Origin of the sequence: Shewanella sp. Isolate8 (assembly GCF_022398495.1) — a bacterium.
GTDB lineage: Bacteria > Pseudomonadota > Gammaproteobacteria > Enterobacterales > Shewanellaceae > Shewanella > Shewanella aquimarina.
On the sequence record NZ_JAKEVI010000001.1, the window covers coordinates 1,072,349 to 1,098,959 of the forward strand.

Below are 26,611 nucleotides of genomic sequence, written 5' to 3' on the forward strand. Positions count from 1 at the left end.
GCAATCTGCACGGCTATCTAGCCTAGAAGGGATGAAGACTCGAGAAACTCAGCCTGGTCTGTTTGTAAGGATGAGTTATGCTTAGGTGCTCGGCGTGCAGGTGTAGACGCGGCGCGGCGGCGATAATGGCGTCGTCGCCATAGAAGTCATCACCCAGTATGGCGTGGCCTAGGGCCTTCATGTGTAACCTGAGCTGGTGGGTTCGGCCGGTGATCGGCTTGAGCTTCACCAGGGTACTGTTGCTGCGTCGCTCCAGCACCTCAAAATAGGTGGTCGCTGCCTTGCCATCGCTGGCAATCATCTGCAGCGGCGGCTGCTCACTGTCTGGCTTCATCGCCAATTCTATCTTACCCCTGTCCTGGCTCATTAGACCCGCAACCTCGGCCACATAATATTTCTCTGTGGTGCGATTTTGAAACTGGGTCTTGAGGTGAGACTCGGCCTTCTTGTTGAGGGCGAACACCATGATGCCAGAGGTGGCGCAGTCTAGCCTGTGCACCAGGATGGCCTCGGGGAATCGCTGTAACAGGCGGTTGATGGCGCAATCATGGGTCTCCTCGGCGCGGCCGGGATTGGACAACAGGCCTGATGGCTTATTGATGATAATGATGTCGCGATCTTGATAGCGAATGTCGAGCCAGGGAATAGCCGGGGGCTGATAACTAAAAATTTTCATCGTCTCTCCTCGGCGGCGATACTAACAAAGAATGCCTGCCGTGCCTATCCTATGAGCCCCTCTTTGCGCCTTGACTGCAACTTTAGTGGCGGTTTACACAGCTCTTTACAGGAGCGGTTAGTTGAATTTTCTTAAGCTTTGCCACAGGCAGGCCGAGTTTGGTTATCATAGGTCAATTCAAACGAACAAAAATGGTTTGGCCGAGGCAGAGAATAAGATGGAAAACGATAATACAGCGAAGCAAGGTTATTGGATTGGCGAGGCGGGTAAGCCATGGGGTGAGGCGGAAAAGACGCAGTGGCGCGCCGCGCAGCAGAAGAAGCGCTCCTACGAGCAGGAGGTGCTGAGCAAGTTCAGCCAGGTCTGCGAGACCTTCGAGGCGCAGCAGTATGGCGAGCTGAACTATGATGAGGGGCTATATCCACTTTATGGTTTTAAATCACGCGACTGGGACCAGGCTAAGCCGACCATTCTGGTCACCGGCGGTGTACACGGCTACGAGACAAGTGGCGTGCAGGGTGCGCTACGTTTCTTAATCGCCAAGGCAAGTGAGTACAGCCAAGATTTCAATATCCTGGTAGCCCCCTGTGTCAGCCCCTGGGGTTACGAGACCATCAATCGCTGGAACCCTGAGGCGATTGACCCTAACCGCTCTTTCTATGCCGATAGCCCGGCTCAGGAGTCCCGCGCGCTGATGCAGTGGGTGGCGAGTTTCAACCAGCCGCTGATGGCGCACATAGATCTGCACGAGACCACTGACACTGACAACAGCGAGTTTCGCCCGGCTCTGGCGGCCAGAGACGCCAAGGTACAGACCAACTGGAATATCCCCGACGGCTTCTACTTGGTGGGCGATAGCGAAAATCCCAACGATGAGATGCAGGCGGCCATCATCGAGGCCGTGGCTAAGGTCACCCATATCGCCCCCGCCGACGAGCAGGGACGATTAATAGGCGAGCCCATCACTCAGTTTGGGGTGATCAACTATGCGACCAAGGCGCTGGGCCTGTGCTGTGGTTTCAGCGATGCCAGATACAACACCACCACAGAGGTCTATCCCGACAGTCCGTTGGTGGACGATGAAAACTGCATTCTGGCACAGGTGATGGCGGTAAGCTCGGCGCTGGATTATATCCGCAGCCTGGGCTGAGCTAGACCCTCACCCGAGTGAGCCCCAGCGCCGCTGTATTGATGGTCGAGGGCTTAACGGGCGAGGGCGCCGGTGAGAATGACCCCGGCGACAAAGATAAAGAGCAATCCGGTCAACAGGTTGATCATTGGGGTTGCTCTTTTCATTTTGAGCTGCATCTTGGGATGAGATAGCACCAGAGCGATCAGGCTAAACCACCCCAGAGAGAGGGCGAACATCATGGCGGTGGCGGCCACTTTAGTGCTTAGTGTTACCTCTGGGGTGATCAGGGTCGAGAACAGTGTGATAAAAAACACCAGCGCCTTGGGGTTGAGTAGGTTAGTCGACACGCCCTGCATGAAGCCCTGTGCCGCGCCGAGACCGCGCCCCGTGATGCTTGCCGCATTCAGATGGGCCTCATCGCGCCAGTGGACGATGGCGGCGCGTATGGCGCCAATGCCCATCCAGCCCAGGTAGCTGGCGCCAATCAACTGCACCGCCATGAAGAGGTTGGGTGAGCCCTTGATGAGCAGGCTAACCCCGGTAAGGCTCAGGAGGGTGTGCAGCGTGATGGCTACCGCCAGTCCCAGCGCGGCGGCGACAGCCGTACGTCTGTGCTCCTGGGCGGCCAGCCTGACCACCAGGGCGAAATCCGGGCCTGGGCTTGCCAGGGCGACCGTGTGTATGACGGCCAAAGAGAAAAGCAGTTGCAGCTGTAATTCCATCGGTATTTAATTCTCGTTCGTTAGCGTTAAGCAGATGTCGCCATAGTAATCCTATCCGCGGCGCCGGGATTGTAAAATATTGCGCGTTTGCTTTTAGGCCAGATGTTTTTGCCTGTGGGCTAACCTATCAGGGCGTGACCCGTTTCTGAAAATGGGCCGGGGTGATCAAAAACGCCCGCTTGAACGCCTTGTTGAAATGGCTCTGATCGAAGAACCCTAAGTCATAGGCGGTGCTGATGGCGCTGTCGCCCCGCATCAGCGCCTTCTTGGCATATTCCAGGCGCAGGCGCTTCAGGTAGGCGTGGGGTGTCATGCCGGTGGCCGCCTTGAATTGACGCAAGAATTGAAACTTACTCAGGCCGATGGAGAGCGCCAGCTGCTCCAGCTCGAACTCCTGATCCAGTCCTTGATGGAACTGCTGCTTGATGTTGTCGAGCTGGGCGCCGCTCAATCTGGCCTGGCTACTCGGCAGATTACGTAGCTTACCATGGCGATAAAACAGCTCGCTGATAAAACCAAGCAGTAGCGTCTCCGCCTCCAGCGGCGTGATGTTGGCCTGATGTAGAGTAAGCTGTCTGTGCAGGTGGATGAAATAGGCCCTCAGCTTAGGGTCGTCTAGGATAGGCGTGCTGAAGTAGAGCTCGCCCTGGTTGAGCGCCTCGCCAACCTGCTGCACATAGCTGGTGGGCAGAGACATCACTAAGGCCTCGTAGCCGTTATCGGCGATGCTCTGGCCGTTATGGCTCTCGTCCGGGTTGAGGGTGGATATGTTGCCCGGCGTCAGGCGGTACTCGCTGCCTCTGTGATGGTAGCGTTGGCCGCCATGGCTGACCACGCCTATGTGGTAGTCCAGATGCACATGTTTCTCGAAGGCAAAATGGGTAAACTGCGCGCGGCTCAGCTCCATCTCTTTCAAGATGCTCGCCTGCCAATAATCGATTCTCTCTACCGCGCTTGTTGCCATCATCCCGTTTCGCTTGACTCCTGACCGGACCGTCCGATCGTCTGATTAGCCAGTGTAGATCAGGGCGTTTTCCCCTGACTAGTAAATAATTGCAGCCTCTCGGCCCATTTATTGGATTGGGGCGAGCTTAGGTCGTGAATTTCCCGATAAATTGGCTCATAATGGTCAGCTTAGAATCATGCTGACAGTTAACCTAAGTGGAGTCGGACCAGTGAAAGGACAGATCATACGTGAAATGAAGGTGCAGCCGCATATTGAGGTGGAATATGAGGTGCAAAGACGTATCGCCTTTATCAAAGCAAAGCTCAAAGAGGCGCGCGCCACCAGTTTAGTGCTGGGGATCAGCGGTGGGGTAGACTCCTCACTGGCGGGTCGTCTGTGCCAGCTGGCGGTGGATGAGCTGAATAGCGAAGGCGAGTATGAAGGCAGCTATCAGTTTATCGCGGTGAGACTGCCCTTTAAGGTGCAAAAGGATGAAGATGAGGCGCAGATGGCCTGTCAGTTCATTCAGCCCAGCAAGCTGGTGACGGTCAACATAGGTGAAGGTGTCGAAGGGATCCATCATCAAACCCTGGCGGGACTTGAAGTGGCCGGCGTCATCTCTCACCCTCACAGCAATGTCGACTTTGTGAAGGGTAACGTCAAGGCCAGAATGCGTATGATCGCCCAGTATGAGATTGCCGGCCTGACTGGTGGCCTGGTGGTGGGCACAGACCACAGTGCCGAGAACATCACCGGCTTCTACACCAAGTGGGGCGACGGTGCCTGCGATCTGGCGCCGCTGTTTGGCCTGAGCAAGCGTCAGGTGCGTCAGCTTGCCGCTGCGCTGGGTGCGCCAGACGTGCTGGTGAACAAGGCGCCGACGGCGGATCTTGAGTGTGACAAGCCACAGCTCGAAGATGAGGTCGCCTTGGGCCTGACCTATGATCAGATTGATGATTTCCTCGAAGGCAAATCGGTAGACGCCGCGGTGGAGGCGCGCTTGATCGCCATCTACAACGCGACCCAACATAAGCGTAAGCCTATCCCGACGTTATACGACTAGCGCCAGCATGACTTATCTAGCTGAATGAGTCGCAGGAAATTGAATCGATAAAGGCGCCTCGGGCGCCTTTTTCTTTGGTGAGATTCGCTCGACCTAATGCAAACCCCTTGCTTATCTCGTTGAGTGCTAAGGGTTGGGTTATCTGGTGAGCGATTCGCGAAGCTCGCGCAACCCCTCTATCAGGGCATTGGGGCACTGGCGATAATCCAGATAGGGTAGCAGGTAGATCTGACTGTTGTTCTCTCGCTGGTGTGTAAAGGTCTTGGGCTCACTTAAAGGTGTTAAGCCCAGCTTGATGGCGCTTTGCTGGCCGCACACATAATGTTCCTTTGCCATGGGTGACAGGGCATCGGCGCCGAAACGTATCTGCTCGTCGGCTTTTAATAGCCTTTTCATGTAGCCGCGCCAGTCTTCATCCGGTGCGCTGAGCTTGGCCATGATCACTAAGATCTTGCGCCAGTTGTTGCCATTGAGGGCGATCAGCTTATCTAGGCTGTCTGGCGTATCAAGCTGCCAGTCGTCGGCTAGTTGAGGAGGCGTAGGCAGATAAAAGCAACGTTTGGCACCATCTTGTCCTAAGGGCTTCACATTATCAGACATATTCTTCATTCCTTGGGCTTTGGGGCTGGAGTTTACGCAATAAAGCCGTGTATGTTAATGATTAACGGACTTGGCGCTCGTTAGCGCACACAGGGAGCCTAGCGGTTATTCGTCATGAAAACATTGCTCATCCACTCGACTAAACATCTTACCATCGCCGTCACCTATGCCTGTCTCGGCATCACTATGGCCGCGCTCGCCTTTGGGATCTGGTTTTTAAATGCCCGTCCCGACCTGTCCATCTGGCATTCGACCATGCTCGAACATCAGTTTCGCCTAGATAGCGAGGTCAAGGATTTCCCCGCCTATCAGGCTTTAGAGGCCAAGCTGTTCGAAGAAGTAGAGCACAAGATCTATCGTCGCACCCAAGGACTAGAGCAGCCGCTCAATCGTTATTGGCATGGCAGCTTTGCCGACCCAGATAATTGGCCCCAGGCCTGGAATCGCAGTTATGAGTGGGCCAATCCTGATGCCGAGTTTGGCGTCTTGCTGCTGCATGGCATGTCAGACTCACCCTATGCCTTGTCTCACTTTGCCGAGCATTTCAGGACGCGGGCTCACCTGCTGGGCCTCAGGTTGCCGGGCCACGGCACCATTCCCTCTGGCCTGGTAGAGCTCAAGTGGCAGGAGATGGCTAGAGCGGTGGAGCTGGCAACCCAGCATCTCAAGCAGCAGTTGGGTGATAAGCCGCTCTATGTGGTGGCCTTCTCAACCGGTGCGGCGCTGGCGTTAAACCATGAGCTTGAGCAGCTAAGTCTGGGGCAGGGGCTTAGCTATCGCGGCATGATCTTCCTCTCGCCGGCCATAGGTCTGTCACCCGTGGCGGCCGGTGCAAAGTGGCAAGACAGGCTAGGGCGCCTGCTGGGGCTGGAAAAGCTGAGCTGGAATTCGATTCAAACTGAGTACGATCCCTTTAAATACAACTCCTTTGCGGTCAATGCCGGCGATGTTGTCTATCAGTTGGCCGAGCGCAATCAACAGCTGATGCAGACGCTGCCCGAGGAGAAGTTGTCGGCACTTGCCGATATCCTGACCTTTCAGTCGGTGGCCGATGGCACTGTCTCGACCCAGGCGGTGGTGAGCGATCTCTATGGGCGCCTGCCCGCAAAGCAGCATCAGCTGGTGCTGTTTGACATCAACCGTCAGCCCCTGAGCCTCGCCTTAGTCGCTAACGACCCGCTGGCCGCCTTGCTGCCCGCTCTCGGTTTGGATGCGCCCAGGTTTGATCTCACCCTAGTGCAAAATCGCAATGCTGAGTTGCAGCAACAGCCGCTATCAGCGCAGAAAGCGGCGTTAAGACGTTTTGATGAGGTGGAGGCCAATCGGTATCGCTCAGGTTATGAGGCTAGCCATCAGCCATTAGGGCTGGCTTGGCCCAAGGGGATCTACTCGCTCTCCCATGTGGCGCTGCCTTATCCGGCGAGCGACAGCCTGTATGGTACGGCGTTTGAGAAGGGCAGACACAGGGTGCAGATTGGCGCCGCGGCCGCCCGAGGGGAGCGCGGCGTGCTTGGGGTCTCGGCAGATGAGGTGCTGCGGCAGAAATGGAACCCCTTCTTTCCCTATGTGCTAGACAGGGTGGATAGGTTTATCGATGCGCGCCAAGGGGCGCAAATCCACTAAGCCGCTATGCGATTAAGCCACTCGCCGCTAAGCCTGCCTAGTCCGGTGCGGGGCTAAGCCCTGTGAGTTAAGCCCTGTGAGTTAAAGCCTGGCGGCTTGTAGCCGATGTTAGCTGAATTGATCGTCGGCCGATAGCAGCGAACAGACCACGCGGTTACGGCCATTTTCCTTAGCCTCGTAGAGGTTAAGGTCGGCCATCTTGAACCAATGATCTATGTCGCTCATATAGCCGGCATTGCTGATCACCGCGCCTATGCTAATGGTCATGCCGATCGCTCGCTGGCCCGGCACCTCAATCTGATAGGCTGCGACCTGCTCTCTAAACTGATTCAGGTGTTGCTCTACCTGCAGGGCGTTGCATTGGGGCAGTACGAGCAAGAACTCTTCACCGCCATAGCGAGAGACGATATCCGTGTCTCGCTTAAAGAACTGCTGCATTAACTCGGCTAGGGCAACTAGGGCTTTATCGCCCATCTGATGGCCATAGGTGTCGTTGATCTTCTTAAAGTGGTCGATATCTATGATGCAGAACGCCAATGCTGCATAGCTGCGCTTGCACATGTCGTGAATATTGGCGAAATGGTTTTCCACATAGCGCCTATTGTAGAGGTGTGTCAATTCGTCACGCTCCGCCAGCGCCTGGAGTTTAAGGTTGGCATCTTCCAGTTCTACCGTGCGTAGTGCCACTTTCTCTTCCAGCTCTAGCTGATAGCTGATCAGCTCCTGTTTACTCTTCTGAATGCTGCTGGAGAGGGCGTAGATCTCCTTGGGGGTGGTGTCAGACATCACCTCATCTTGATGTTGGGTCATGCCCCACTGGCTAAACTTCTTGGCGATGGTCTCTAGCGGTTGGGTCAGACGGTAACTGATCACCTTGATCAGTAATATGGTGATGATAAAGGCGACAAACAGCAGGCTAAAGGTAGTCAGGTATTGCTGCTCCACTTGCTTTATCAGTGGCTCGAAAGGCATCACTACATAGAGTGACCAGCCGTTTTTCAGCACATATTTAGTGTAGGCAAACTCGGGGCTTAGGCTGTCGAGCTTGCGAAAATTGATCATGTTCAGGCTGGTGCGGTAGCGCTGCCCCGAAGTAGCTACCTTAAGTGGCGTCAAGGGAGCCAGTTGCAGCGATTCTGAGGCGTATATCACCAAGTCATTCTCGTCGGTGAGTACCATGGCCTGCTCATGATATTCACGGTTGCGTTCATCTATGCTGGCAAACTTGGTCAGGTTTAATGAGCCTTCGATGATCCCTATGGGCGTGACGTGGTTGTCTCTGGAATAAATCGGCGCACTGATGGCGACGATGGGATCTGAGCCAAAGCCCCGGCCGAGGAAGGCTGGAGAGATAAAGGTCAGCTGATTGTAAAAGGCTTCCTGAAAATAGTGTCTGTCGCGGATGCTGAGGTCTTTGTTCTTAACCACATCCTTGTCCAGTCTAGAGATAGGGCTGGCGGCAGAGATGAGCGCCTCATCATCGGCGATCAGCATAGAGATAAAGAAGGGGTAGCTCTGGTGCAATTTAGACAGCAGGCTTTGCCACTGGGCCGAATCATAGTTAGACAGGCTCAACCAGCGCGCCGCATTATCTATGGCACTGACATGCCCCTGAATAAAGCTCTCGGTGGCCTTGCCAAGGTGCGCCGCCGAGTCTTCCAGGTTGAGTTTTACATCCTTTTGCTGCTGCTCAATGGAGTTGTTGTTGAAGATCAGCGCCGAGACCAGCAGCACTAAGGTCATTACTTGGGTAAAGGTGTAGGTGAGCTGGGCGTTGAAACTCTTACGCTTTTGGTTAATCAGCTTGCCTTGAATATGCAGATGATTAGGTAACATGGTGACGCAGATGGCTCCGATCGCCGTATAGAGCATGCCGTTGATCCCCTGCTTGAGGGTGATAAAGGTCATGTAGCTGTTGGGCATCTGAAACACCAGGTTGGCGTACAGATAGAAGAGCGGCATGCCGAGCAGCAGCCAGAAGGTGATATCGGCATACAGGGTATAAAATTCCTTGCGCCGGGCATAGCCAAGCCACAACGCCTCTAACGGGAACAGCAGGAACATGTGCCAGCTGTCCCAGGCGATATAGAGGCCGGTGGCACACAACAGCGAGGTTAACAGGGCATACCAAGGGCCGAGGAAGATGGCCACGATCACGAAGAAGAGGTTACCAATGATCAGCTGTTGGTTTCCAAACAGGGGAATAGGTGCCAGGTTGACCAGCAAGCCCAGTAGACCCAGTAGCAAGGCAAACCCTAGGTGATTCTTATTGATCAATTACTTTCTTCCCTAATCTTTCATTGACGACGCAGATAACGCTGACAGAACTTTCATAGCGCATGCTCTCTGCCCGAGACCCGAACAGGCTTTCATCGGCCGCTTCTGACCCTTTTTCAAGGCCTGTATCGATACTGACACGCTTAAATAGGAGTGTAAGGGAATCCCAAGTTAAATGCTAACCAAATGTTTCTTATCACTCTTTTGTGGTTGAAGATGCTGCTTGTTCGCGTTAGGGAACGCTTTTATACTACTTGGTGCTGGCGAGAAAATCGCCAGCGTAGCCACTGTGATTTGAGTTTCAGTTGCAGCGTAGACTTCAGGAGCAAAGCTAAGCGTTTCGGAGAACTTAGGTGACTAACAGTTCGCACACTAAAGTGTATTTTTACTTTGCTCGATTCTGGCATGCAGGCAATCTAGAGTGTTTTTGATATGTTCCTGTGATTGAAAGTGGTGATATCTGCGAAGCAGTGAGGCAGCATCCACTAAGTAAGGTAAGGCGTAAAGCTGTGAGTTGGATTGATTTGAATATTCAAGAGTCAACCTGGCAAACTGTAGGAGTTGAATTTCCAATGCTCTGCCTACATTTTGAACTGGATTTGTGGAGTCTGCATGGAACAGAGCATCTAAATGAGATTTCCAATTCTTTGCGAGCATCTCATTGTTTAATATGGCTCGGTAGGTGATAGCATTTTCTCCACCAAAATGAACTGGTGCAGCTAGATATTCATTAATGATGCCTATCTGCACGCCTAATACTCCCCGCAATTCATTGAGCTTTGCTTCTTTCTGTAAGTGAGTGACCTGCGCTTCCATTGCTTGCCGACTCAAAGCGGTTTCCTCTTTGGTCTCCACCAGTTCTTGGCGGGTCAAGGCTAGTTCTTGTCGCGAAAGAGAAAGCTCGTCACGCTGTATCTTAAGTGACCAAATAAGTAGTCCAACAGTAGCAAATCCTAGAACTGGGTTAAGCACTCCCCCAACATAGTCACCGAAAGCGCCAAAGTCAGCTTGATTACCCCAGTCACCATTGAAGTTCATAAAGTAAAAAGCAAGTATGCAAAGTGCCAGCAATGCTAGCCAAATTATCAGCCATTTGAATGATGAATCTTTTTCGGCAGGTTGGATAGTTCTTTGAGTTTGTATCGTAGGACGTGTTGTCATGGCCTTCCCTGGTTGGAGAATATTAAAAACATTGATTTTTCGATGCTGAATAGAGTATATCAAAGTTTAAAATCCCTCAATACGATACAATTTGAGCTTGCAGTTAAGAGGTTATCACAACTCATATTTAACTAAGCTTTGAATTAAGTTATGCTCAAGTTTAGTTTGGTAATTTGGTGACTGATGTATGAAATACTCATTTAATTTGAATTTTTCGATTGAAGAACCGCTAAGTAGGAATATTTGGTTTTGGTTGGCAATTGCAGTGCCTGTGTGCATCGCACTAGTTTTAGCTACTTGGATAGCATTTAGTAATAATTTGAGATTTACAGTAGACTTTACGTTAGAAGCCTTAAATAACTTTTACGTATATCAAAAAATCCCAATGGCAATAGCTGCGCTTGCAATTCCATTTGCGGCTATTGTTGGTCGTCAGCATAGCTCTGCAATTTCCATTAGACAAATAGAAATGGTTGAGCAACAAAATACATTTGCCAATTACCTTAAACATAGAGAAGAGTTTTTTAAGTGTCTTGACCGTATTGAACAAGGACATCACGTAAAATTTGAAAAGAGAAATGAGTTTTATAAGCTAGTTTATCCAAAAAACAGTGTGCAACATGTGAGTTTTGATTCACACAGTGAAGATAATAATGAAGTGTATTTGGAGTCTCTCTGTCGTCGTTTTAATCGTTGTATATCAAACTATGAGAGGACTTTTAAAGCCTTATATTTTAGATACAATGAACAACCTGAAATGGTCAAAGGGAATTTCGTTGAGATAACGAATTTTTATTTGGAAATTCTAAGGCTTTTTGAGCAAGTACTATACCTAACCCCAGAAAACTCAAATCAGTATGATATTATATGGGTAGATGTCAGTCCGGAAATTGATGGGCTTGACTTCCTATTTCCGACCAAAAAAACTGAACCATTATGGTTTTTATGGCAACTACAAGAGGCATTTGCCGAATTGATTACCTTTACAGGACTATCGAGTTCAAAATATTTTTTAAACAGTTTCGCGGATAATGATGCTAGGGACGCATTAAAAATGCAATTCATAGAACTAGTAAATTAATCACTATTCTTTTAAAAATATGTTTGTCATGCCCTTTCTTTAAATGGGACGCTAATATAATTGAGTGTGTACATTGCGTTTAGGTTGCAACACTTTCTTATCATCTAGTCTAAGAAATACCAAACCCCAGACAGCAAAAAGCCAGCTTTTCAGCTGGCTTTTCTAGTATTTGGTCGGTATGAGAGGATTCGAACCTCCGACCCCTGACACCCCATGACAGTGCGTGATTTAATTGTAAGATATTGATTCTCAAGTATTAATCTTGATTTTGATGTGTCTTTATACAGCGGTAATTTGTGTTCTTTTACCATAATTTGCGTTTTCTGCGTTCTTTGCAATCAATAACTTATACCTAGTTTGACCATGCTTATTGTGATGTTCTCCTCCTTTTGCAGCGACTATGATGAGATTAGAAATTTGAAAGTAACTAGACCATTATGTCTATTCAATTGTTCAGTATTGATAGACAAATCCTTAATTAGTCATGACCGTTCAGGTTAAAAGGTTTTGCCTAAGAAGTTCTCTATGAAACAACTCATTCTTTTCCTTCAAACAACAGTCTTCACGTATGATTGCATTTGAGGCAAGTGGCGATTCTCATAATACCGTAGGTAAATATGCTTTTTGGTGACATAACAAAAAACAAAATTCCCGCGCTTATAATGCAAATGTTACAGAGACAAATAAAAAGCGTATTCAGTACAATTTTATGTGTAGTTGGTGGCAACATTCTTTTGGTTGGCAAGGTGATTTGTTAATTTACAATCTCCACTAATCCGCTTTTCAAACCATACTTTTGGTGTTAACTCTGCGACTCAGCATTATTAAATCAACTTGACAACAAATTTGCCTTATCAATCGACCTAACATATGGTTTTGCAGCTCAATTTCACTTTGATTAACCCATAGTCTAGCTAAGGTGAAGATTAGCCGTTCAGCTTGCGTCAACTCTTCCCCTTTGGTGATTTTAACGAACATCAATCGACTAGCAATAAACAGACAATGTAAAATTGACTCACTACCTAGTATTGGCATATCTCCTTGGATGTTTTTCGGTTCACATAGCCACTCAGGCGTCCCCTCACTGTAGACTAAAGCGGCGATAAGGTTAGTTACTGTTTCTAAGTGAGTTGCACCATTAAATACTTGCCTTATTTGGTCACAGTCTCTGAGACTTAACTTCAAGCTGTGGCCGAGCTGAGCTTTATTCCACTGATGTATTAAGGAACGAACAAAAGTCATCCTGTATCTCCCTAACGATATATGGCCAATTTTTTAGGCTCAATATCAAAGGCAACAGATAGATAATTTAAGAAGTCCCGCGCAAGTGTTGAAAAGCCTTTAAAATAGCTAGTATCTGCATGCTCAGAAGCTAGTAATAAGCATCTGTCTGCCCAAGGTAACAGGTGTTCTGCAAGCAATGTATTAATCAGTTTTCTTGTCAAAGTTTCATTGGGCTTCTCACTCAGTTGACCAAGCAAAAATGCTAATACCGCGATGATCAGCCCAATGTGGTCAACGGGTTCGTTACTGGCAATTGTAAGGTTGATGTTATTGTCTCGATAAAACTGTTGTAGTCTTATCGTACTCGCATCGTTGAGTAGCAAGGACGGACTAAGGTAAGCCGATCCCCAAGGAGGTGCGATGGGCGTACCTGGGCCATAAAACAGATTGCCGTAATCCAGTTTAAGACGAATTATCGTCTGTTCATCGTCGTTCCAAGCATCAAGGTAGGCTTTGATCTCAGTTAACCCTACCTGTTCAGCATCGGTTCCCGACAAGCGTGGCCAAATTTCTGCAATGCCTTGCTCTTTAAAGGTCTCCATCAATGTTGTCTCTGGATAGAGGGTTAACACCGAATGAAGCACATTGGCAATGGCTTGCATATCTAGCAGTTGTTCATTTGTCATAGCACACTCATTCGCTTTCGAAATTGAAGGAAAGGGCGAGATAATACTCGCCCGTGGCGATTTAATTAAACTTCTCTGATATTCAAGATGCGTCCATTGCCAGCACCGGATGGTTGTGCTTTTTTGGCCGCTTTAACAATCAAATTAGGTGAAGTTATCGATGGTGAAGGTAATGGGGCAAAGTGGCCATCTCCTTCACCATACTTAGCTCGCAAATTTTCCATAGTGTCAAAATCTAGTGCTCTTAACGGGCACCCTTCGACACAAATTGGTTTTTTGCCTTCCTTTAAGCGATCTAAACAACCATCGCATTTAGTCATGACTTTACGTTCGACATCAATTTGAGGGGCATCGTAAGGGCAGGCTCGAGAACAACTTTCACATCCAATACAAAGCGATTCTTGCACTAATACTAGGCCATCTTCTTTGCGTTTGTGCATTGCCCCTGTCGGGCAGGCCTTTACACAAACGGGTTCAGAACAGTGATTACAGCCAATAGAAGCATAATATGCGAACACATCTTGTTCATAACTGTTATCGCCATTTTGCGCCCACGAGCCACCGCCATATTCATAGACCCTGCGCCAGAGCATACCCGGCAGTGCCGACACGCCAGCTCTTACCACGTCATCTTGACTGCGAGTCTTACCCACCATGCGGTCTTTACAGGCAATATGACAAGTCTTACAACCTGTGCATTTGCTGCTATCAAAATAGAATCCTAATTGTGTTTCCTGTGTCATTTTTAATTACCCCTCTAAGCTTTTACGACCTGAACACGATTGGTGTGTTGTGGATTCCCTTTTGTGACAGGTGAAGGATGATATTTAGTTAAGGTGTTAATACACCCACCAACATCAAGAACATGTCCTGAGGGGCCTTTTTTACCGTTCGTATCGGGTTTATACCAAGCGCCTTGACCTAAGGAGCAAACACCCGGTGTCACTCTTGGCGTTAGTTTTACAGGTAACTCAATTGAGCCTCTGTCGTTATACACATGTACGAGATCACCATCTGCCAATCCCCGAGTAGCGGCATCTTTAGGATTCATCCATACAGCATCTTCTACTGCTTCACGTAACCAAGCCACATTATGATAACTGGAATGAGTGCGTCCTTTAGTGTGGTAACCACATAACTGTAGTGAGAAACCGGCATCGATAGACTCTTGATCTTCAAATCCATCCCAGGTCACAACGTACTGAGGTAGAGGTGTAATTTTATCCCCTTCAGGCAGTGTCCATGTTGCCGCTTTACGGGCTAGCGATAAGGAGAAAATCTCAAACTTACCGGAGATGGTAGGCCTTGGATTAGCATCTGGATCTTGGATAAATGATTGGTAAGCGATAACCGAAGCTGGCATATATTTACGGAATACACCGACTTTTTGCGCCTCTTCGTATGAATCAGGCATCTCCACATCTGGATTCATCGCTTTAGTTTGTTGATAGAGAGTTTCACACCACTGCAGACCTGTCCGGCCTTCAGTGAATTCAGACTCTTTGCCCATCGCCTTAGCAATACCAGCACATATATCATACATAGATTGTGCCTCGCCTAATGGCTTTAACGATGTACTCATAAAGGTAGCATAAGCCATTTGACCGGAAGCATATGAATCGTTGGCATAGTCAACTGATTCCAACCAAGTACTATCGGGAAGCAGATAATCGGCAAATTTCGCTGACGGCGTCATCCAACAATCACTCACAATCACCAGTTCACATTGACTGTCGTCTTGAAGGATCTGCGCCGTCCCATTACTGTCTGAATGTTGGTTAACCAGTGCATTCCCAGCACAGTTAATGATGGCTTTAATGTTGGTGCCCAACGCCGCCGGATTATTATCGACTCGCTCTTGGCTGCCACTAGCCTTGAAGCGCACCCCGTCAGTTGTTCCCGTAAACTCTTTACCGCGCACCACCGCGTCGGACCATGTATACACAGGAATAGTGACATCGACAGGGTTAACTCCAGTAGGCATACCGGCAACGCCAAAACTATAGCTGGTCGGCATAGCACCGCTATTCACTCCCGCTTTGCCTATTTTTCCAGTCATGATAGCTAAGGTATACACAGCTCTTGTTGCCTGATCACCATTAGCATGACGGCTAATTCCTGCTCCTGCAGAAATATATGGTGCTTCAGATGACATAATGGCCGTTGCCAGCTGATTAATTTTGTGTTCAGAAATACCGCAAACACCGGCTGCCCAAGAGGGGGTTTTGGCTCCTTCACTGGCAAATACGCCCTGGCCCATGATGTAGTCAAAATAGTTTTGGTCTGGGTCGACATACTGAGCATGGGAAGCAATATAAGGATCGGCGCTCAACGCTAAAGCTGCTTTAGTATTAATTAACGAATTACGATCGAAACCAACGACATACTTGTCTAAAAATGTTTGTACATTTTGCGTGACCCATCCACTGCTTATCATTTGATAAATGACAGCCTCCACCAACGCTGCATCGGTTCCGGGGCGGATCGCCAACCATTCGTCTTCATTACCGCGCATAGAATCTGTGTAGCGTGGTTCAACCATCCAGACTTTAATGCCCTTGTTATTATTCTCGAGAGCTTTGACAAAGTCATATCCTTCACCACTGCCGCTCATACGAATTTCATTCGGGTTAAAACCAAATCCCACAAATAAATCTGAATTTTCTATCTCGCTTAATGAACTACCACCGATACTGTCCCACTGATCGCCATAGGTGGCCATGCAAGCAGCGTAAACCCCCGCCCAGGAATAGTCCCAATGATGATCTAAAAAGCCACCATTTAAGTTAAGTAGTCGGCCCCAAGTAGCATTATTAGATGAAAAGCCATAATAGGCTCCAGTACCATAGTGCATGTATATCGACTCTGGGCCGTAATTATCTTTAATGCTCTGCAATTTTACGGCGATTTCAGAATAAGCTTGTTCCCAAGTTATCTGCACAAATTTGGCTTCCCCGCGCTTGCCAACTCGTTTCATTGGCGAACGCAACCTGTCAGTAGCGTAAGTCCGTTGTCTTAAAGCACGCCCTCTTGGGCATGCTCTTGCCTGGTGGTTGACGCCATATTGGTCTGTGGTCTCATGGTCCGCTTCAATACGGGTAATGATTCCATCCTTACTGAAAACTTTAATCGGACAATTTGAGCCACAGTTGACAAGACAAGCTGACCAATTTATAGATTCTCCAGTGCTATCTGGCAGTTCAGGCGGTACAACGTCAACATCTTTGGAAGTACTATTACACCCAGATACTGTTGCCGCTGCCCCAATTGCTGCACTCATTTTTAGAAAACTTCTACGTTCCATATCTCTATCCTCGTAGTTCACTGCTTGCGATTAACGCAATTTGTAGCTAAACGACAACATCACTTGGTGTGCGTTATAGTCATGATTGATGTCCCCCAAGGTCACTAAACCTGGAATACTGTTTATATCCGTTACCGCGGCATCGGTGTCGTAGTAACGCTCATACCGATAGCTCAATTTCAACGCCATCAGTGCATTGACCGCATAGTCCGCATACACACTCGCGCTATGGCTATAGCTGTAGTAATCGCCGTAGGGCCGCGTGACCCCTGTTGTCACATAGGTGTCACTCACGGAATTACTAAACAAATAATCCAGCCCCAACATCAGTTTGTTCTGCATCAAACCGCCATAATTCAAGCCTGCACCGATATTGGTAAAGTCATCCTCAATATCTCCATACCAATCAGCCTTACTAAATGATTGACTCCCAGCCTGTGTCGAATTAATCCACTGCTGACCCGCAAAACCATAAGCATTCACATGCTTGTTCAACTGCAAACTCACACTCACTTCATAGCCGTAGTCTTCCGATTCCGTTAAGCCGATTTGTGTCTTGTCATAGTCATCCTTCGCATAACAGGTATTGATATCTAAGCTCATCCAGTGAACCGGGCTATGGTTCACACTCAACTCCACCGCATTACGTTTGCGGTCAGCCAAGTAGTACTTGCGCATCAACGCGTTTTGCTCAGATGAAGTCAGTGCATTTGCTTCATACTCAGAGCCACCTCGATTGGCGTGCTCCGCTTTTAGGTTGATGTTGAAATTGTCAAACGCCCGTACGTTAAACTTCATCCACAAGCTGTCATCATTGGTCTGTTCACGCTCACTGAAGCTGCGCTCCACCTCTTTGCGGTCATAACCAGCTTGAATACGATAACCACTGGCAATGCGATAACTGGCGTTCACCTTGTAGGTGTTACCCTCGTAATCCCTTGGGGTGTTTTGTCTAAAGGCACCAGTAACACTGTTGAAGTTATACTGGGCAAACTCCGCCACTGAGCTTTTGTTATCGCGCTTGCTGTAATCCACACTACCACCTAGACGTAAGCGGTTTGTCAGCATTGACGTGAATGCCAAGCGACCGTCTAAGGTGTCCACTTGTCCATCCCAGCTTTGCAGCGGGTTGCCGCTCATCTGGATAAGGTCATCGTCTTGTATCATCCGGCCGGTCACTAAACGGCCACTCATCACCGTGCGGTTGAGCTGGTATTGACCCGCCAGTGACACTTGGTGAGCTTGGTTATCTGGGCTGGCAGTGAACACATCATTAAGATGCGGTAAGCTCAAGTGATTGATGTTGTTCTCGTAAAAGCTGCCCATGTAGCTCAACTCGGTTATCCAGTTGTCACCTTTAAGCGCTAAGCCTGCATCCCACTGACGGGTCGTTGCATCCACCGGTAAACCAAAGTTCACTGGACTTGGCGTCACAATGCTGCTCGATTGATGCCCCGTTTTGCCTACTTGGCTAAATCTCACTGATGCGCGATAAAAGTCGCGGCCATAATCAAAACCTAGGCCTATCTTTTCCCGCTCAAGGGCTAAATCAAACTGGTTAACACTCACGCTCGGCGTCAACATGCCGTTGTTGTGCCACAGCTGACTTTGCACATTTCCCGCTTGGTAGGTCTTTAAGTTGCTGTAATCAAACGCCAATTCATACAAATCCGCTTTACCGGCACTTAAGCTTAAAAAGCCGTTGTCCATCCCTAACTGATGAGCTTGCAGCTGACCGCGATAACCTGATTCACCTTGGTAACGCACATCACCGCTCACCGCACCAATGGCACCATCTTCTGCAGTGCCTAACGCATTACCAGCATGGATATCACTGATATCGTTGTAGCCCACCGACACACTGACACTGCCTTGGTAACCGTTACTGTCACCGCAGCGTTTACACTCATATTTGCTCTGGTTCACCGATGACAGGTTGGCATTACCCACACCAAAATCGGCGCCCATCGCTGAGCCTGACACCGCCATTATCGACAGCGTGATAACATTCATTTTGAACAACTTCATCTTGTTCTCCGTTAGCGTTGCAGCAAGCTGCCTGAAGGATGGTTAGAACCGTGAATCTGACTGTGACAGTTCAAACAGCTCTTACCGCCACCGAATGCATCACTACCTGGCTCCGGCACCACACGACTCGCATGACCATCATTGGCATGACATTGTTGACAAAGCTGAGGGGCGCGATGTTTCAATAAATCATTGTTCACGCTACCGTGCGGGTTATGACAGGTCACACAGTCTTCTGTTACCGGCGCGTGCTCCCAAAGAAACGGGCCACGTTTTTCCGCATGGCAGCTGTAACAGGTATCGTTAACCGTTGGTTTTGTCAGTGCACTTTCACTCATTGAGCCGTGGGGAGCATGACAGTCAACACAGGTCATCTGGTCCCACTTCAGTGGGTGCGATGAGCGCTTGTTCATGTCCGCTTTCTCTTTGCTGTGGCAGCTGCTACAGGTGTCATTCACAGTCAGCTTGTCCATCACTGGATCTTTGGCGCTGTGCACTTGGTGACAATCACTGCAGGCCACTTCTTCAAGATTGTGGGTCGAGCTGTGCCAACTCATTTGCTGGGCATCGTTATGACAGCCTTGGCAAACACTGTTTTGGGCGCTGGCCGACAGTTTGCTGTCAGGGCCAAAGCTAATCATCGGCTCCTTGCCGCCTTTGTTGTGATTGCCCTGTGGGCCATGACACGCTTCGCATTGCAGACCGGCCATGGGTGACTGGTTGCTGTTACCTTGACCGTGTACACCATCGAAAATGGCCATCACTTTTTCACTGCGGCGGTGACACATTAAGCAAGAGTCTGCCCCTTTAGGAGAGTATTCACCTGCGGCAAACTTCTGTGTTAGCGTCGCTTCAAGCTCATCTGTAGTGAGATCATTCCAAGGTGCAGCATGCAAACTTGGTAGCAAAAGCCCCCCACAACTTATAAAAATGGCAAGCTGTAAGACAAATCGCATGATGAAGTACCTCTATAAATTTATTTACAATGAAGCTTCATTTTTACGTAAGCGGTTAAAAAACATGTATTAACTTTAAAAGACTAATTAATAACACGTTGTCAATTAGAAATAACTTTTAAAGATAAGTTTAATGAACCGCTGACAACCAATAGTGAAGCTATATAAAACTCGGCAATACCACACAGCAATAGATAAGCAATGACAAGAAAATCACAACTATCAAGCCAAATTTCTTACAATCATTAGAGCAAATAACACTCATGAAAACCTTTATACCGATATGTATAATGTAAATATTAGTGTGACCCAGTTAACACTACAGTAAAACAATAAAAACAATCCCTACTGTTTTTTGGTACAAAAGTTCCAAATTGCAATGTGTGATAAATATCTCAAATTAACTTGCGGTAATTTCACATAGTTGTTTATCGATGCGTAAACTTGTAACGTAAACTCGAACATCAACAAAAATAAAGTCTAACAGTAATTTAATTAGGTGTTAAAAATGGCTCAGGCGATCTCGTTAAGTACTGAAATGAAAAGTAAATCAACCATATTTTTTCCTGAAGAGGTTAATGGAGAAATCGTTGAATTCCTAAAAAATAATGGCGAGAGAAAGCAGTTAAAAAAGGGCAGTTCGATATCAAAAAATGTATTATTAAACAACTTTATATACTTAAATGATGGGCTTTTGTTCTATGTAAAGCGTACCAATGACTACACCCGTCCAAAGTTCGTCAATGCTATCATCCCAAAAAGGCTGACTGATTATCATTTACTTCTCGATGATAACTGTACATGTTGTAAAGCAATTACTGTCGCTAGAGATAGTGAAGTAACACTCGTCAATAAGTCACTGATAAAAGGTTTGAACAATACAAATATAGACTTGTTTACAAAATTTATGTTTGATTCTAATTATTTTACAGAAAGGCAAACAGCGTTGGCTATATTTCTGTTGACATCAAGCGCTGAAGATAAACTAATTAAATTCCTGTTTGATATATTGGCTTCATTTAAATCTGACTTCTCCAAGGATTGGCTAGTGATAGATATAAAGCTTACCAGGGAAGAAATAGCCGATATACTACATATTAGTGTAATCAAGTTAGACCTGATGATAGGGGAATTAAAAAAGAAAAAAATGATTAAAAAAGAGAGGGCTAAACTTTGTGTTAATCCAATTTTATTTATGGAGCTTTCCCCTTGCCCACTGGGAAGAGAGGATGCTAAAGGTTGTAAATCAAATAATATGGCTAAGTTTAAAGTGAGCAATATGATTAGTATAAATAACTTATAGAAAGCTATTTATATACTTATAAACCAGAACGTTATGTAGTTTGGTAAGCAAGTAATTTTGGCTAAATTTGGGGGATAGGTCAGTAGCTTTAGGCTGAAAATAATTTAGCTCAAACCGGCCTTGTTGATCAATTCAGTACTAGAAACGTAGTAGCCCCGCGCTATTCTGTGATTTATCCAGCTAGCTGACGAACAGGCATACCTAGCCTACTTATTTTATTCAACGCGGCAACTCCTGCCATGATTTCACCGACTTGAGCGTTGTAATCACGAAGGCTCAGTTTGCCTCTGATGAGTTGCTTATAGCGATACATAGCCGTCTCTGATAGCGACCGCTCATGATAGCCACAATCATGCTTCCATGATGTTAACTGACCCGTTTTAAGCGCATCTACAGCCTCGTTTCGTGGATGCTCACCACGCCAATATCCGGCATTCTTTCTTGGTGGTATGGTGACTGTAATTCCTTTTCGCTGAAGCACTTCGTAGCAGTGCTTTGTATCATAGGCCCCATCGGCAGAGACTTGCTTTATCTTGCGACGAAGTGGATTAATGAGCGTTGGGAGTACTTCACTATCATGTACGTTGTCCAGTGATGCGACCGCGCTCACTATCTGGTGAGTGTCGACATCAACGGCTAAGTGCACCTTGCGCCATATACGCCGCTTCTCCTTACCATGCTTACGGATTTTCCATTCTCCTTCACCGAAGACCTTCAGCCCAGTCGCGTCAATCACAATATGTCTGGCAGGCCCCTTACAGGGTAGGCGGTAGTTGACCTCAACCGTCTTAGCTCGCTTGCTGATACAGCTATAGTCGGGCGACTTAAGGTCAACATCCAACAGCCGAAATATTGAGTTGATAAAACCTTCCAACGCACGCAGAGGTAACTTGAACACACCCTTAATCATAAGCGCTGTACTGATGGCCGAGTCACTGTACGTGTTGCTTCGACCTCTGCGCCCAGAAGGGTGTTGATTGTACCAGTTCTTGATGGCAGCATCGTCCAGCCAAAAGGTTAACGAACCTCTTTGAGTTAAGGCTTGATTGTATTGCTTCCAGTTGGTGATTTTGCCCTTGGCTGTGCTCATGATGCGACCTGATTGTAAGGTTTCACGATCAGATCGCAGATGAGCAAAATGGTTCAATTCGATTTAGGCAACAACGCCGCTCAAACCTAATCTGACGAAGGTTACAGAAAACTGAGCAACTGTCAGTTCAGTTCTGAGCTAGCATATCTGTGAAACACACGTTAGTTAATTTGCCAGCTTTATCTCTGCATGTGGGACTTCGGTCCACTCAAGATGGTTTTCAACATAGAGTTTTGTCGATTGTGAGTCTGTGTGTGCCAAGCGCGCTTGTGGGTCTATACCCATGTCAAAAAACTTTCTTGCTGCGAGCGCGCGGATCTCGTGGAAAGTTGGCCGCTGTTCCATTTCAAGGTGATCAAACAACCCTAGTTCGTCACGAACATCCGAGAAGCTCCGGCTAAGATAATTGGGGTCAACTTGGAAACGGTGATCTGTTAAAGAGCTTTGTTCGTTGTTGCGGTCTGGCACTCGATGAACGACGTACGGACATACGACTCCGTCACGGCTGCGCTCGATGATCTCTTTAAGTACCTGGCCGATAGGGATGGCTACGTGACTCGCTTCCTTATCTTCGACTTTTTGTCTATGGATGAATAGAGTTCCGTATATGCCATCGATAGGTTCTGGCCACCATTGGCAACCACATTGTCCTTCTTTTGGTTTATTAATGCGGTACTTGATGCGCGATGTCTCAAGCCGTCCCTGTGCTGATTGTAAAGCCAACTCCATGGCTATTTGTAACCAGGGTGGAGCAGCTGCATGAATTGCTTGATAAGCGTCAACACTTAGGCGTTGGCGTTGCTTTTCAGCTTTATTGCGTTTCTTCATTTTCCTTTTTGCCGGGTTCTCTAACATCAATGACTGGTCGATGGCATAATTAAACAATTTCTGTAAAAAACTCAACTTGCGGTTGTGGACGTTAGCGCTGGAATTTCCATGGTAGCAATTAAGGTAATCGTGAACGTGTTTAAGAGTAATATCTTGCGTGGCAATATCATTGAAAAATTCTTTCACCCGATTAGCATCGTTCATCATGGTGTCTCGCAACTGCTTGCTGGGAGATTCCTCGGTGATTATGAGCTCGAGCAGTTGATCGACATGTTGAGCAAATGACAGTTGCTCGACCTTGATTTCGCCTGAATGTTTTATTAAGTCATCAACCATTAAGCCAGTTGTTGGGCGCGCAATTCTATTATATTCGATGGCGATCTGAATGGCCTGATCTTTGTTTTTGCCAATCGATTTCCTTTTCCCGTTAATCAGTGTTAATCGATAGGTACGAGTATTCACTTCATATCGCAGGTAAGCTGGCAAGTTCTTATTGGCTTTGTTCTTAGGCCTTACCATTAACACCTCTATCTACTATTACTGATTCGGCGATGAGGCTGCTAACGCAGTCGCTGACTTCCTGTATCATATCGTAGTATTGATCCTCATAAACATAGGTCCTTCTGCCGATCACCTTTCCTTTGATATCGCCGCGTAGTATCCAGTTTTTGATGGTTCGGTTTTGCGGTACCGAATCATTTTCGAACTCCCTTTTTGCCCACAGACGCGCCTTCATAAGTTTGGCTTTATTTCGATTGAGTAGTGACATCTTAATTTCTCGCTGTTGAATCATTGACTGTGCTGAAGTTGAGGCGAGTGTTTCAGTTATTGTCGTAATTCCAAAAAAATGACTAAGCTAACTTTTTTTTATTATTTTTTTATTTGGCTTTAAGGTGTTGATTTTTAATGGTTTATTTTTTAATTATTTTTTATAGTTGTTTATGGATTTTTTTGTTTCACCCACCTCTGGTGGGTTGTATGCCTCGCTTTAATCGTTATATGCGAGGCGGCCCCTAGGCTGAGGGGGCCGCTTAATTGGAGCGTATCGTCACTGTGGCCTATATTGAGGTTGCGCTAGTTCTTCTTAGAGCTCGCTAGTTCATTATTGACTATACGGACTGCTATATAGATGCTTCCAGCAACAAAAATGGTTAGCGGTATCAGCATGATCATAGGTTTTCCTCCATTTAAATGAATCGCAGAGCGACATAGGATAGATGAGTCCACCTTGTTGGTTTTATCTGGTTCGTTGCTTTTCGATATTCATAGAGATAGCCCCCCCAAGTACATTTTAGGCCAAAAAACACAGAGGCTATAAAGTTGGCTTTAGTTTCAAAGATAACTAAACACGCAAATAGCCCTCCACCTACGACAACCATGTAGAGTAGTGGTGATATTTCGGCAAAATAATCAATGTCGAATTTTAGGCGCATACTAAAACGTATCCCCAAAGCCGGAATCGAATCCAGAGTCAAAACCTGAATCACAGAAGCCTGAATCAAAGCCCGAGTCTAAGCAATCGTCAAAGCTACTATCGATTGTGTTTACGCTCCAATCATCCTGTATCGAATCAGACATTGAATCGTCATTTGTAACGCCAAATGGCTTTCCCTGGGTATCGACATCGGCACCGTCAATCATCGGCGTGCCATCAACATTTACAGCAGGTGTAGTCGGTGTTTCATTTTTCATATCAAGCTCCTGTTGCGTCGTTTATTGTTTGGTCTTTTTTCGACATTAATGAAAAAAAGTGCGATTGCAAGAGCATTTTTTATCATTTTTTATTCGATGCTTTTTGTTAGTTTAGCTTCTGTTTTTGCTAGTTTTTATTCGTTTTCTTTACCGGGAATTGGGTATTGCTAGGCACAGAATGTGTATCTTTAAAGCAAACAATCGGCACGATTTTTTGTGAATAAAAGCGCCTGTGCAACAGGCTAACCGCAGGCGCATTTGAATGGGGACGAAGTCCCGATTCAAAGGAGCAACGCGCATGTACAGCTGGTCTGTACTAACCGTATTTACGTTTTGCTTCAGCAAAATTTAGCCTCACATTTGGCACAAATTGATGGCTAAACCATTTGTCTTTTCGTTAGAAAAGCAGAGCGTCGAAAGAGGGGAGAGGAGTGGCACACTCACCCTCGTCGTAAGCGGCGAAAATGCGGTTAGTACAGAGCGTAGCTCGGTACATGCGCGTTTAATGTCTTTGGAAGGCTAGAGCGTAGCTCGTAAGACAGATCGATGACGAGTCATCAGAGCTGGCGTGCCTTTCAAGACATATGGCCGAACAACGAAGATGTTCTGCCATCAGGCGCAGCCTGGCTTGGTAGCGACTTCAGTCGCTATTTTCATTCCGATAGGAATGGAACAGATTCTCGTGATGATTATCGAGACTTTTCTATCAATAGAGATTGTTTGCTTGGGGGGGATCTACCTGGTGATACCACTTAATCCGTTGTCTAAAAAGGTATCCCATGCAAATGCACATTTCTCAATCTCAGCAGCTCGTCAATCGGAGCATATTGCAGGCAGGAAGCTCTGCCGAAAAGTACCACCCGTATCTCAATATGGTCATGCAATATGCCCCAGGTTGTAACAACAACCAGACAGGTAAAATGAGAAGAATGACAACCATCAAACTCGTGGCGCGTTTCGGCTTAACTTCTCCCAGTATTATTGCCTGGATGTATGCCATTCCTTACCGACTAGCCTTGGAACACTTAAACAAGCTGGTAAAAGAAAAACTATTGAGTCTAGTCATTACACATCGCTCTATGGATGGCCGGGTATACCTGCTTGATTACGCCGGTGCTAAATATGCCGAAGAGTTACTTTCAGTTGCTGTGCATTTTCGCTCTGGCGAGCCGAGCTTGAGGGTGAACCAGAATACCATCATGCATGACCTTATGATGCAGTACATTTTGCAAAAAGGGCTTATCAATAAAACCAAAGAAGGGGCAAACAAACCGTTTTGGCATGCCTATGTCACAGAGCCTGAGTTTAAGCGCTTGTTTAAGTCAAATGACGTGCGCAATGTGGATGCAATAGCCGTCGAGCCTGATGGCACTATGGTCGCTGTTGAGATGGAGCACTCCTTTAAAACCAAGGCGTCTAGGCAAACCATATTATTGAAATGGCTCTATGGGTTAAAGCACGGGTATTACGGCAAGGTCATGCTGTTTTCTCAGTCACTCTCCATCTTTAGCGATATAAAACGGTTGCATGCTGAGTTGCTAGAGGAAATGCCTTTTAGATACGACAAAGCGACTCGTAAACCGCTACTCAGTGAGAATGATGCTCTGTTACTGAAAAAGGCGATAATTTGTCGGACTGTATTTTGCAATGATCTAACAGAACTGTTCTACGGGTAGTTAAACTGCAGTCTAAAACGAAGAAAAGACACACTAGGTGTCTTTTCTCGGTTCATCTTACCAGAAAGAGGAACAGTAGGATGATGACGGTATGAACACTTTGGCTCAAACGTCGGGTGTCTATGTCTAGACGATAAACACCTCCTCGGTACAGGAATCATCTACAAGGGCGCGCGCTCCCTCGTAGAATTAGATAGTATCAACAAGGGCGAAATTTAGCTTGAATTTGCCCTTTTCTCTTTTAAGGTATTCACCCTTTATAATAAGTCGGTTTGTTTGTTGACCTAATTTATTTCATGTTTCAGCATGTGAATGGTTAAGTACCGAGGGATCCCCTTATAAATCCGCCAGTGCATAACCATTTTTTTAGATCTGCTCTGCTAAATCCATGACCGTTGCTAAAAAATGTTGAATAGTAACTTCGTAGTCTGGTCGCATGAGGACTTCCATACCGAGAGTTGTGGCCAGGAGGGAAAGTGAAGTTGAGGCTTGGATTATGGAGAGAATTGCGGATCGGGGTGTTATTGGGCAATGGTTTTCACA

General features: G+C 47.1%; 22 protein-coding genes. 6 read left to right on the top strand and 16 right to left on the bottom strand.

What is annotated here, in order from left to right; genetic code table 11:
- Positions 1 to 22 precede the first annotated feature (22 nt).
- On the bottom strand, positions 23 to 676 hold the full coding sequence (locus L1D43_RS04710; protein ID WP_239850123.1) for a pseudouridine synthase: 654 nt from the start codon (positions 674 to 676) through the stop codon (positions 23 to 25).
- 217 nt (positions 677 to 893) lie between these two features.
- Here L1D43_RS04710 and L1D43_RS04715 point away from each other — a divergent pair, with 217 nt between their 5' ends.
- Positions 894 to 1,826 carry a M14 family metallocarboxypeptidase gene (locus tag L1D43_RS04715; protein WP_239851046.1) on the top strand — a complete coding sequence of 311 codons (933 nt, stop codon included), beginning with the start codon at positions 894 to 896 and terminating at the stop codon, positions 1,824 to 1,826.
- Between the two features lie 53 nt (positions 1,827 to 1,879).
- Here L1D43_RS04715 and L1D43_RS04720 read toward each other — a convergent pair whose 3' ends face one another.
- The gene (locus L1D43_RS04720; protein ID WP_239850124.1) at positions 1,880 to 2,530 is read right to left on the bottom strand and encodes a LysE family transporter; all 651 of its coding nucleotides are present in this window, start codon (positions 2,528 to 2,530) and stop codon (positions 1,880 to 1,882) included.
- 127 nt (positions 2,531 to 2,657) lie between these two features.
- Positions 2,658 to 3,497, bottom strand: a complete 840-nt coding sequence (locus L1D43_RS04725) for an AraC family transcriptional regulator (RefSeq protein WP_239850125.1) — start codon at positions 3,495 to 3,497, stop codon at positions 2,658 to 2,660.
- Positions 3,498 to 3,705: 208 nt separating this feature from the next.
- Here L1D43_RS04725 and nadE point away from each other — a divergent pair, with 208 nt between their 5' ends.
- On the top strand, positions 3,706 to 4,539 hold the full coding sequence (nadE, locus tag L1D43_RS04730; protein WP_345773695.1) for an ammonia-dependent NAD(+) synthetase: 834 nt from the start codon (positions 3,706 to 3,708) through the stop codon (positions 4,537 to 4,539).
- 138 nt (positions 4,540 to 4,677) lie between these two features.
- On the opposite strand, the gene L1D43_RS04735 is transcribed toward nadE, so the two are convergent.
- On the bottom strand, positions 4,678 to 5,139 hold the full coding sequence (locus tag L1D43_RS04735) for a hypothetical protein (protein WP_239850127.1): 462 nt from the start codon (positions 5,137 to 5,139) through the stop codon (positions 4,678 to 4,680).
- Between the two features lie 114 nt (positions 5,140 to 5,253).
- On the opposite strand from L1D43_RS04735, the gene L1D43_RS04740 reads away from it, so the two are divergent.
- Positions 5,254 to 6,762, top strand: coding sequence for an alpha/beta fold hydrolase (locus tag L1D43_RS04740; protein WP_239850128.1), 1,509 nt, complete (start codon positions 5,254 to 5,256; stop codon positions 6,760 to 6,762).
- Between the two features lie 108 nt (positions 6,763 to 6,870).
- Here the strand turns inward: L1D43_RS04740 and L1D43_RS04745 are convergent, their stop codons facing one another.
- Both L1D43_RS04745 and L1D43_RS04750 read right to left on the bottom strand, forming a co-directional pair.
- Entirely contained in the window at positions 6,871 to 9,039 is a 2,169-nt protein-coding gene (locus tag L1D43_RS04745) for a diguanylate cyclase (protein WP_239850129.1), read from the bottom strand.
- A gap of 372 nt (positions 9,040 to 9,411) precedes the next feature.
- Positions 9,412 to 10,200, bottom strand: a complete 789-nt coding sequence (locus tag L1D43_RS04750; RefSeq protein ID WP_239850130.1) for a hypothetical protein — start codon at positions 10,198 to 10,200, stop codon at positions 9,412 to 9,414.
- Positions 10,201 to 10,387: 187 nt separating this feature from the next.
- On the opposite strand from L1D43_RS04750, the gene L1D43_RS04755 reads away from it, so the two are divergent.
- Complete coding sequence (locus L1D43_RS04755) at positions 10,388 to 11,281, top strand: hypothetical protein (RefSeq protein WP_239850131.1); 894 nt, start codon at positions 10,388 to 10,390, stop codon at positions 11,279 to 11,281.
- 783 nt (positions 11,282 to 12,064) lie between these two features.
- Here the strand turns inward: L1D43_RS04755 and L1D43_RS04760 are convergent.
- The 6 genes from L1D43_RS04760 to L1D43_RS04785 form a co-directional block, all read right to left on the bottom strand.
- The gene (locus L1D43_RS04760; protein WP_160796444.1) at positions 12,065 to 12,523 is read right to left on the bottom strand and encodes a hypothetical protein; all 459 of its coding nucleotides are present in this window, start codon (positions 12,521 to 12,523) and stop codon (positions 12,065 to 12,067) included.
- An 11-nt stretch (positions 12,524 to 12,534) separates the two neighbouring features.
- A complete protein-coding gene (locus L1D43_RS04765) occupies positions 12,535 to 13,191 on the bottom strand; it encodes a molecular chaperone TorD family protein (protein WP_239850132.1) in 657 nt (218 codons plus the stop codon).
- Positions 13,192 to 13,256: 65 nt separating this feature from the next.
- The gene (locus L1D43_RS04770; RefSeq protein WP_160796433.1) at positions 13,257 to 13,934 is read right to left on the bottom strand and encodes a DMSO/selenate family reductase complex B subunit; all 678 of its coding nucleotides are present in this window, start codon (positions 13,932 to 13,934) and stop codon (positions 13,257 to 13,259) included.
- Between the two features lie 14 nt (positions 13,935 to 13,948).
- A complete protein-coding gene (locus L1D43_RS04775; protein ID WP_160796431.1) occupies positions 13,949 to 16,495 on the bottom strand; it encodes a DMSO/selenate family reductase complex A subunit in 2,547 nt (848 codons plus the stop codon).
- A 30-nt stretch (positions 16,496 to 16,525) separates the two neighbouring features.
- Positions 16,526 to 18,523, bottom strand: a complete 1,998-nt coding sequence (locus L1D43_RS04780; RefSeq protein WP_239850133.1) for an MtrB/PioB family decaheme-associated outer membrane protein — start codon at positions 18,521 to 18,523, stop codon at positions 16,526 to 16,528.
- A gap of 11 nt (positions 18,524 to 18,534) precedes the next feature.
- Positions 18,535 to 19,479 carry a DmsE family decaheme c-type cytochrome gene (locus L1D43_RS04785; protein WP_160796427.1) on the bottom strand — a complete coding sequence of 315 codons (945 nt, stop codon included), beginning with the start codon at positions 19,477 to 19,479 and terminating at the stop codon, positions 18,535 to 18,537.
- 508 nt (positions 19,480 to 19,987) lie between these two features.
- Between L1D43_RS04785 and L1D43_RS04790 the strand changes: the two genes are divergently transcribed.
- Entirely contained in the window at positions 19,988 to 20,782 is a 795-nt protein-coding gene (locus L1D43_RS04790; protein WP_160796425.1) for a Crp/Fnr family transcriptional regulator, read from the top strand.
- Between the two features lie 172 nt (positions 20,783 to 20,954).
- Here L1D43_RS04790 and L1D43_RS04795 read toward each other — a convergent pair whose 3' ends face one another.
- From L1D43_RS04795 to L1D43_RS04810, 4 genes are all read right to left on the bottom strand, one after another.
- Positions 20,955 to 21,872 (bottom strand): IS5 family transposase, encoded by a 918-nt coding sequence (locus tag L1D43_RS04795; protein ID WP_239850134.1) that lies wholly within the window; start codon positions 21,870 to 21,872, stop codon positions 20,955 to 20,957.
- Positions 21,873 to 22,037: 165 nt separating this feature from the next.
- On the bottom strand, positions 22,038 to 23,162 hold the full coding sequence (locus tag L1D43_RS04800; protein ID WP_239850135.1) for a recombinase: 1,125 nt from the start codon (positions 23,160 to 23,162) through the stop codon (positions 22,038 to 22,040).
- 43 nt (positions 23,163 to 23,205) lie between these two features.
- Positions 23,206 to 23,469: a hypothetical protein gene (locus L1D43_RS04805; protein WP_160796421.1), complete on the bottom strand. Its 264-nt coding sequence runs from the start codon at positions 23,467 to 23,469 to the stop codon at positions 23,206 to 23,208.
- 665 nt (positions 23,470 to 24,134) lie between these two features.
- On the bottom strand, positions 24,135 to 24,392 hold the full coding sequence (locus tag L1D43_RS04810; RefSeq protein WP_239850136.1) for a hypothetical protein: 258 nt from the start codon (positions 24,390 to 24,392) through the stop codon (positions 24,135 to 24,137).
- A gap of 779 nt (positions 24,393 to 25,171) precedes the next feature.
- Here L1D43_RS04810 and L1D43_RS04815 point away from each other — a divergent pair.
- Positions 25,172 to 26,068 carry a hypothetical protein gene (locus L1D43_RS04815; protein WP_239850137.1) on the top strand — a complete coding sequence of 299 codons (897 nt, stop codon included), beginning with the start codon at positions 25,172 to 25,174 and terminating at the stop codon, positions 26,066 to 26,068.
- Positions 26,069 to 26,611 lie beyond the last annotated feature (543 nt).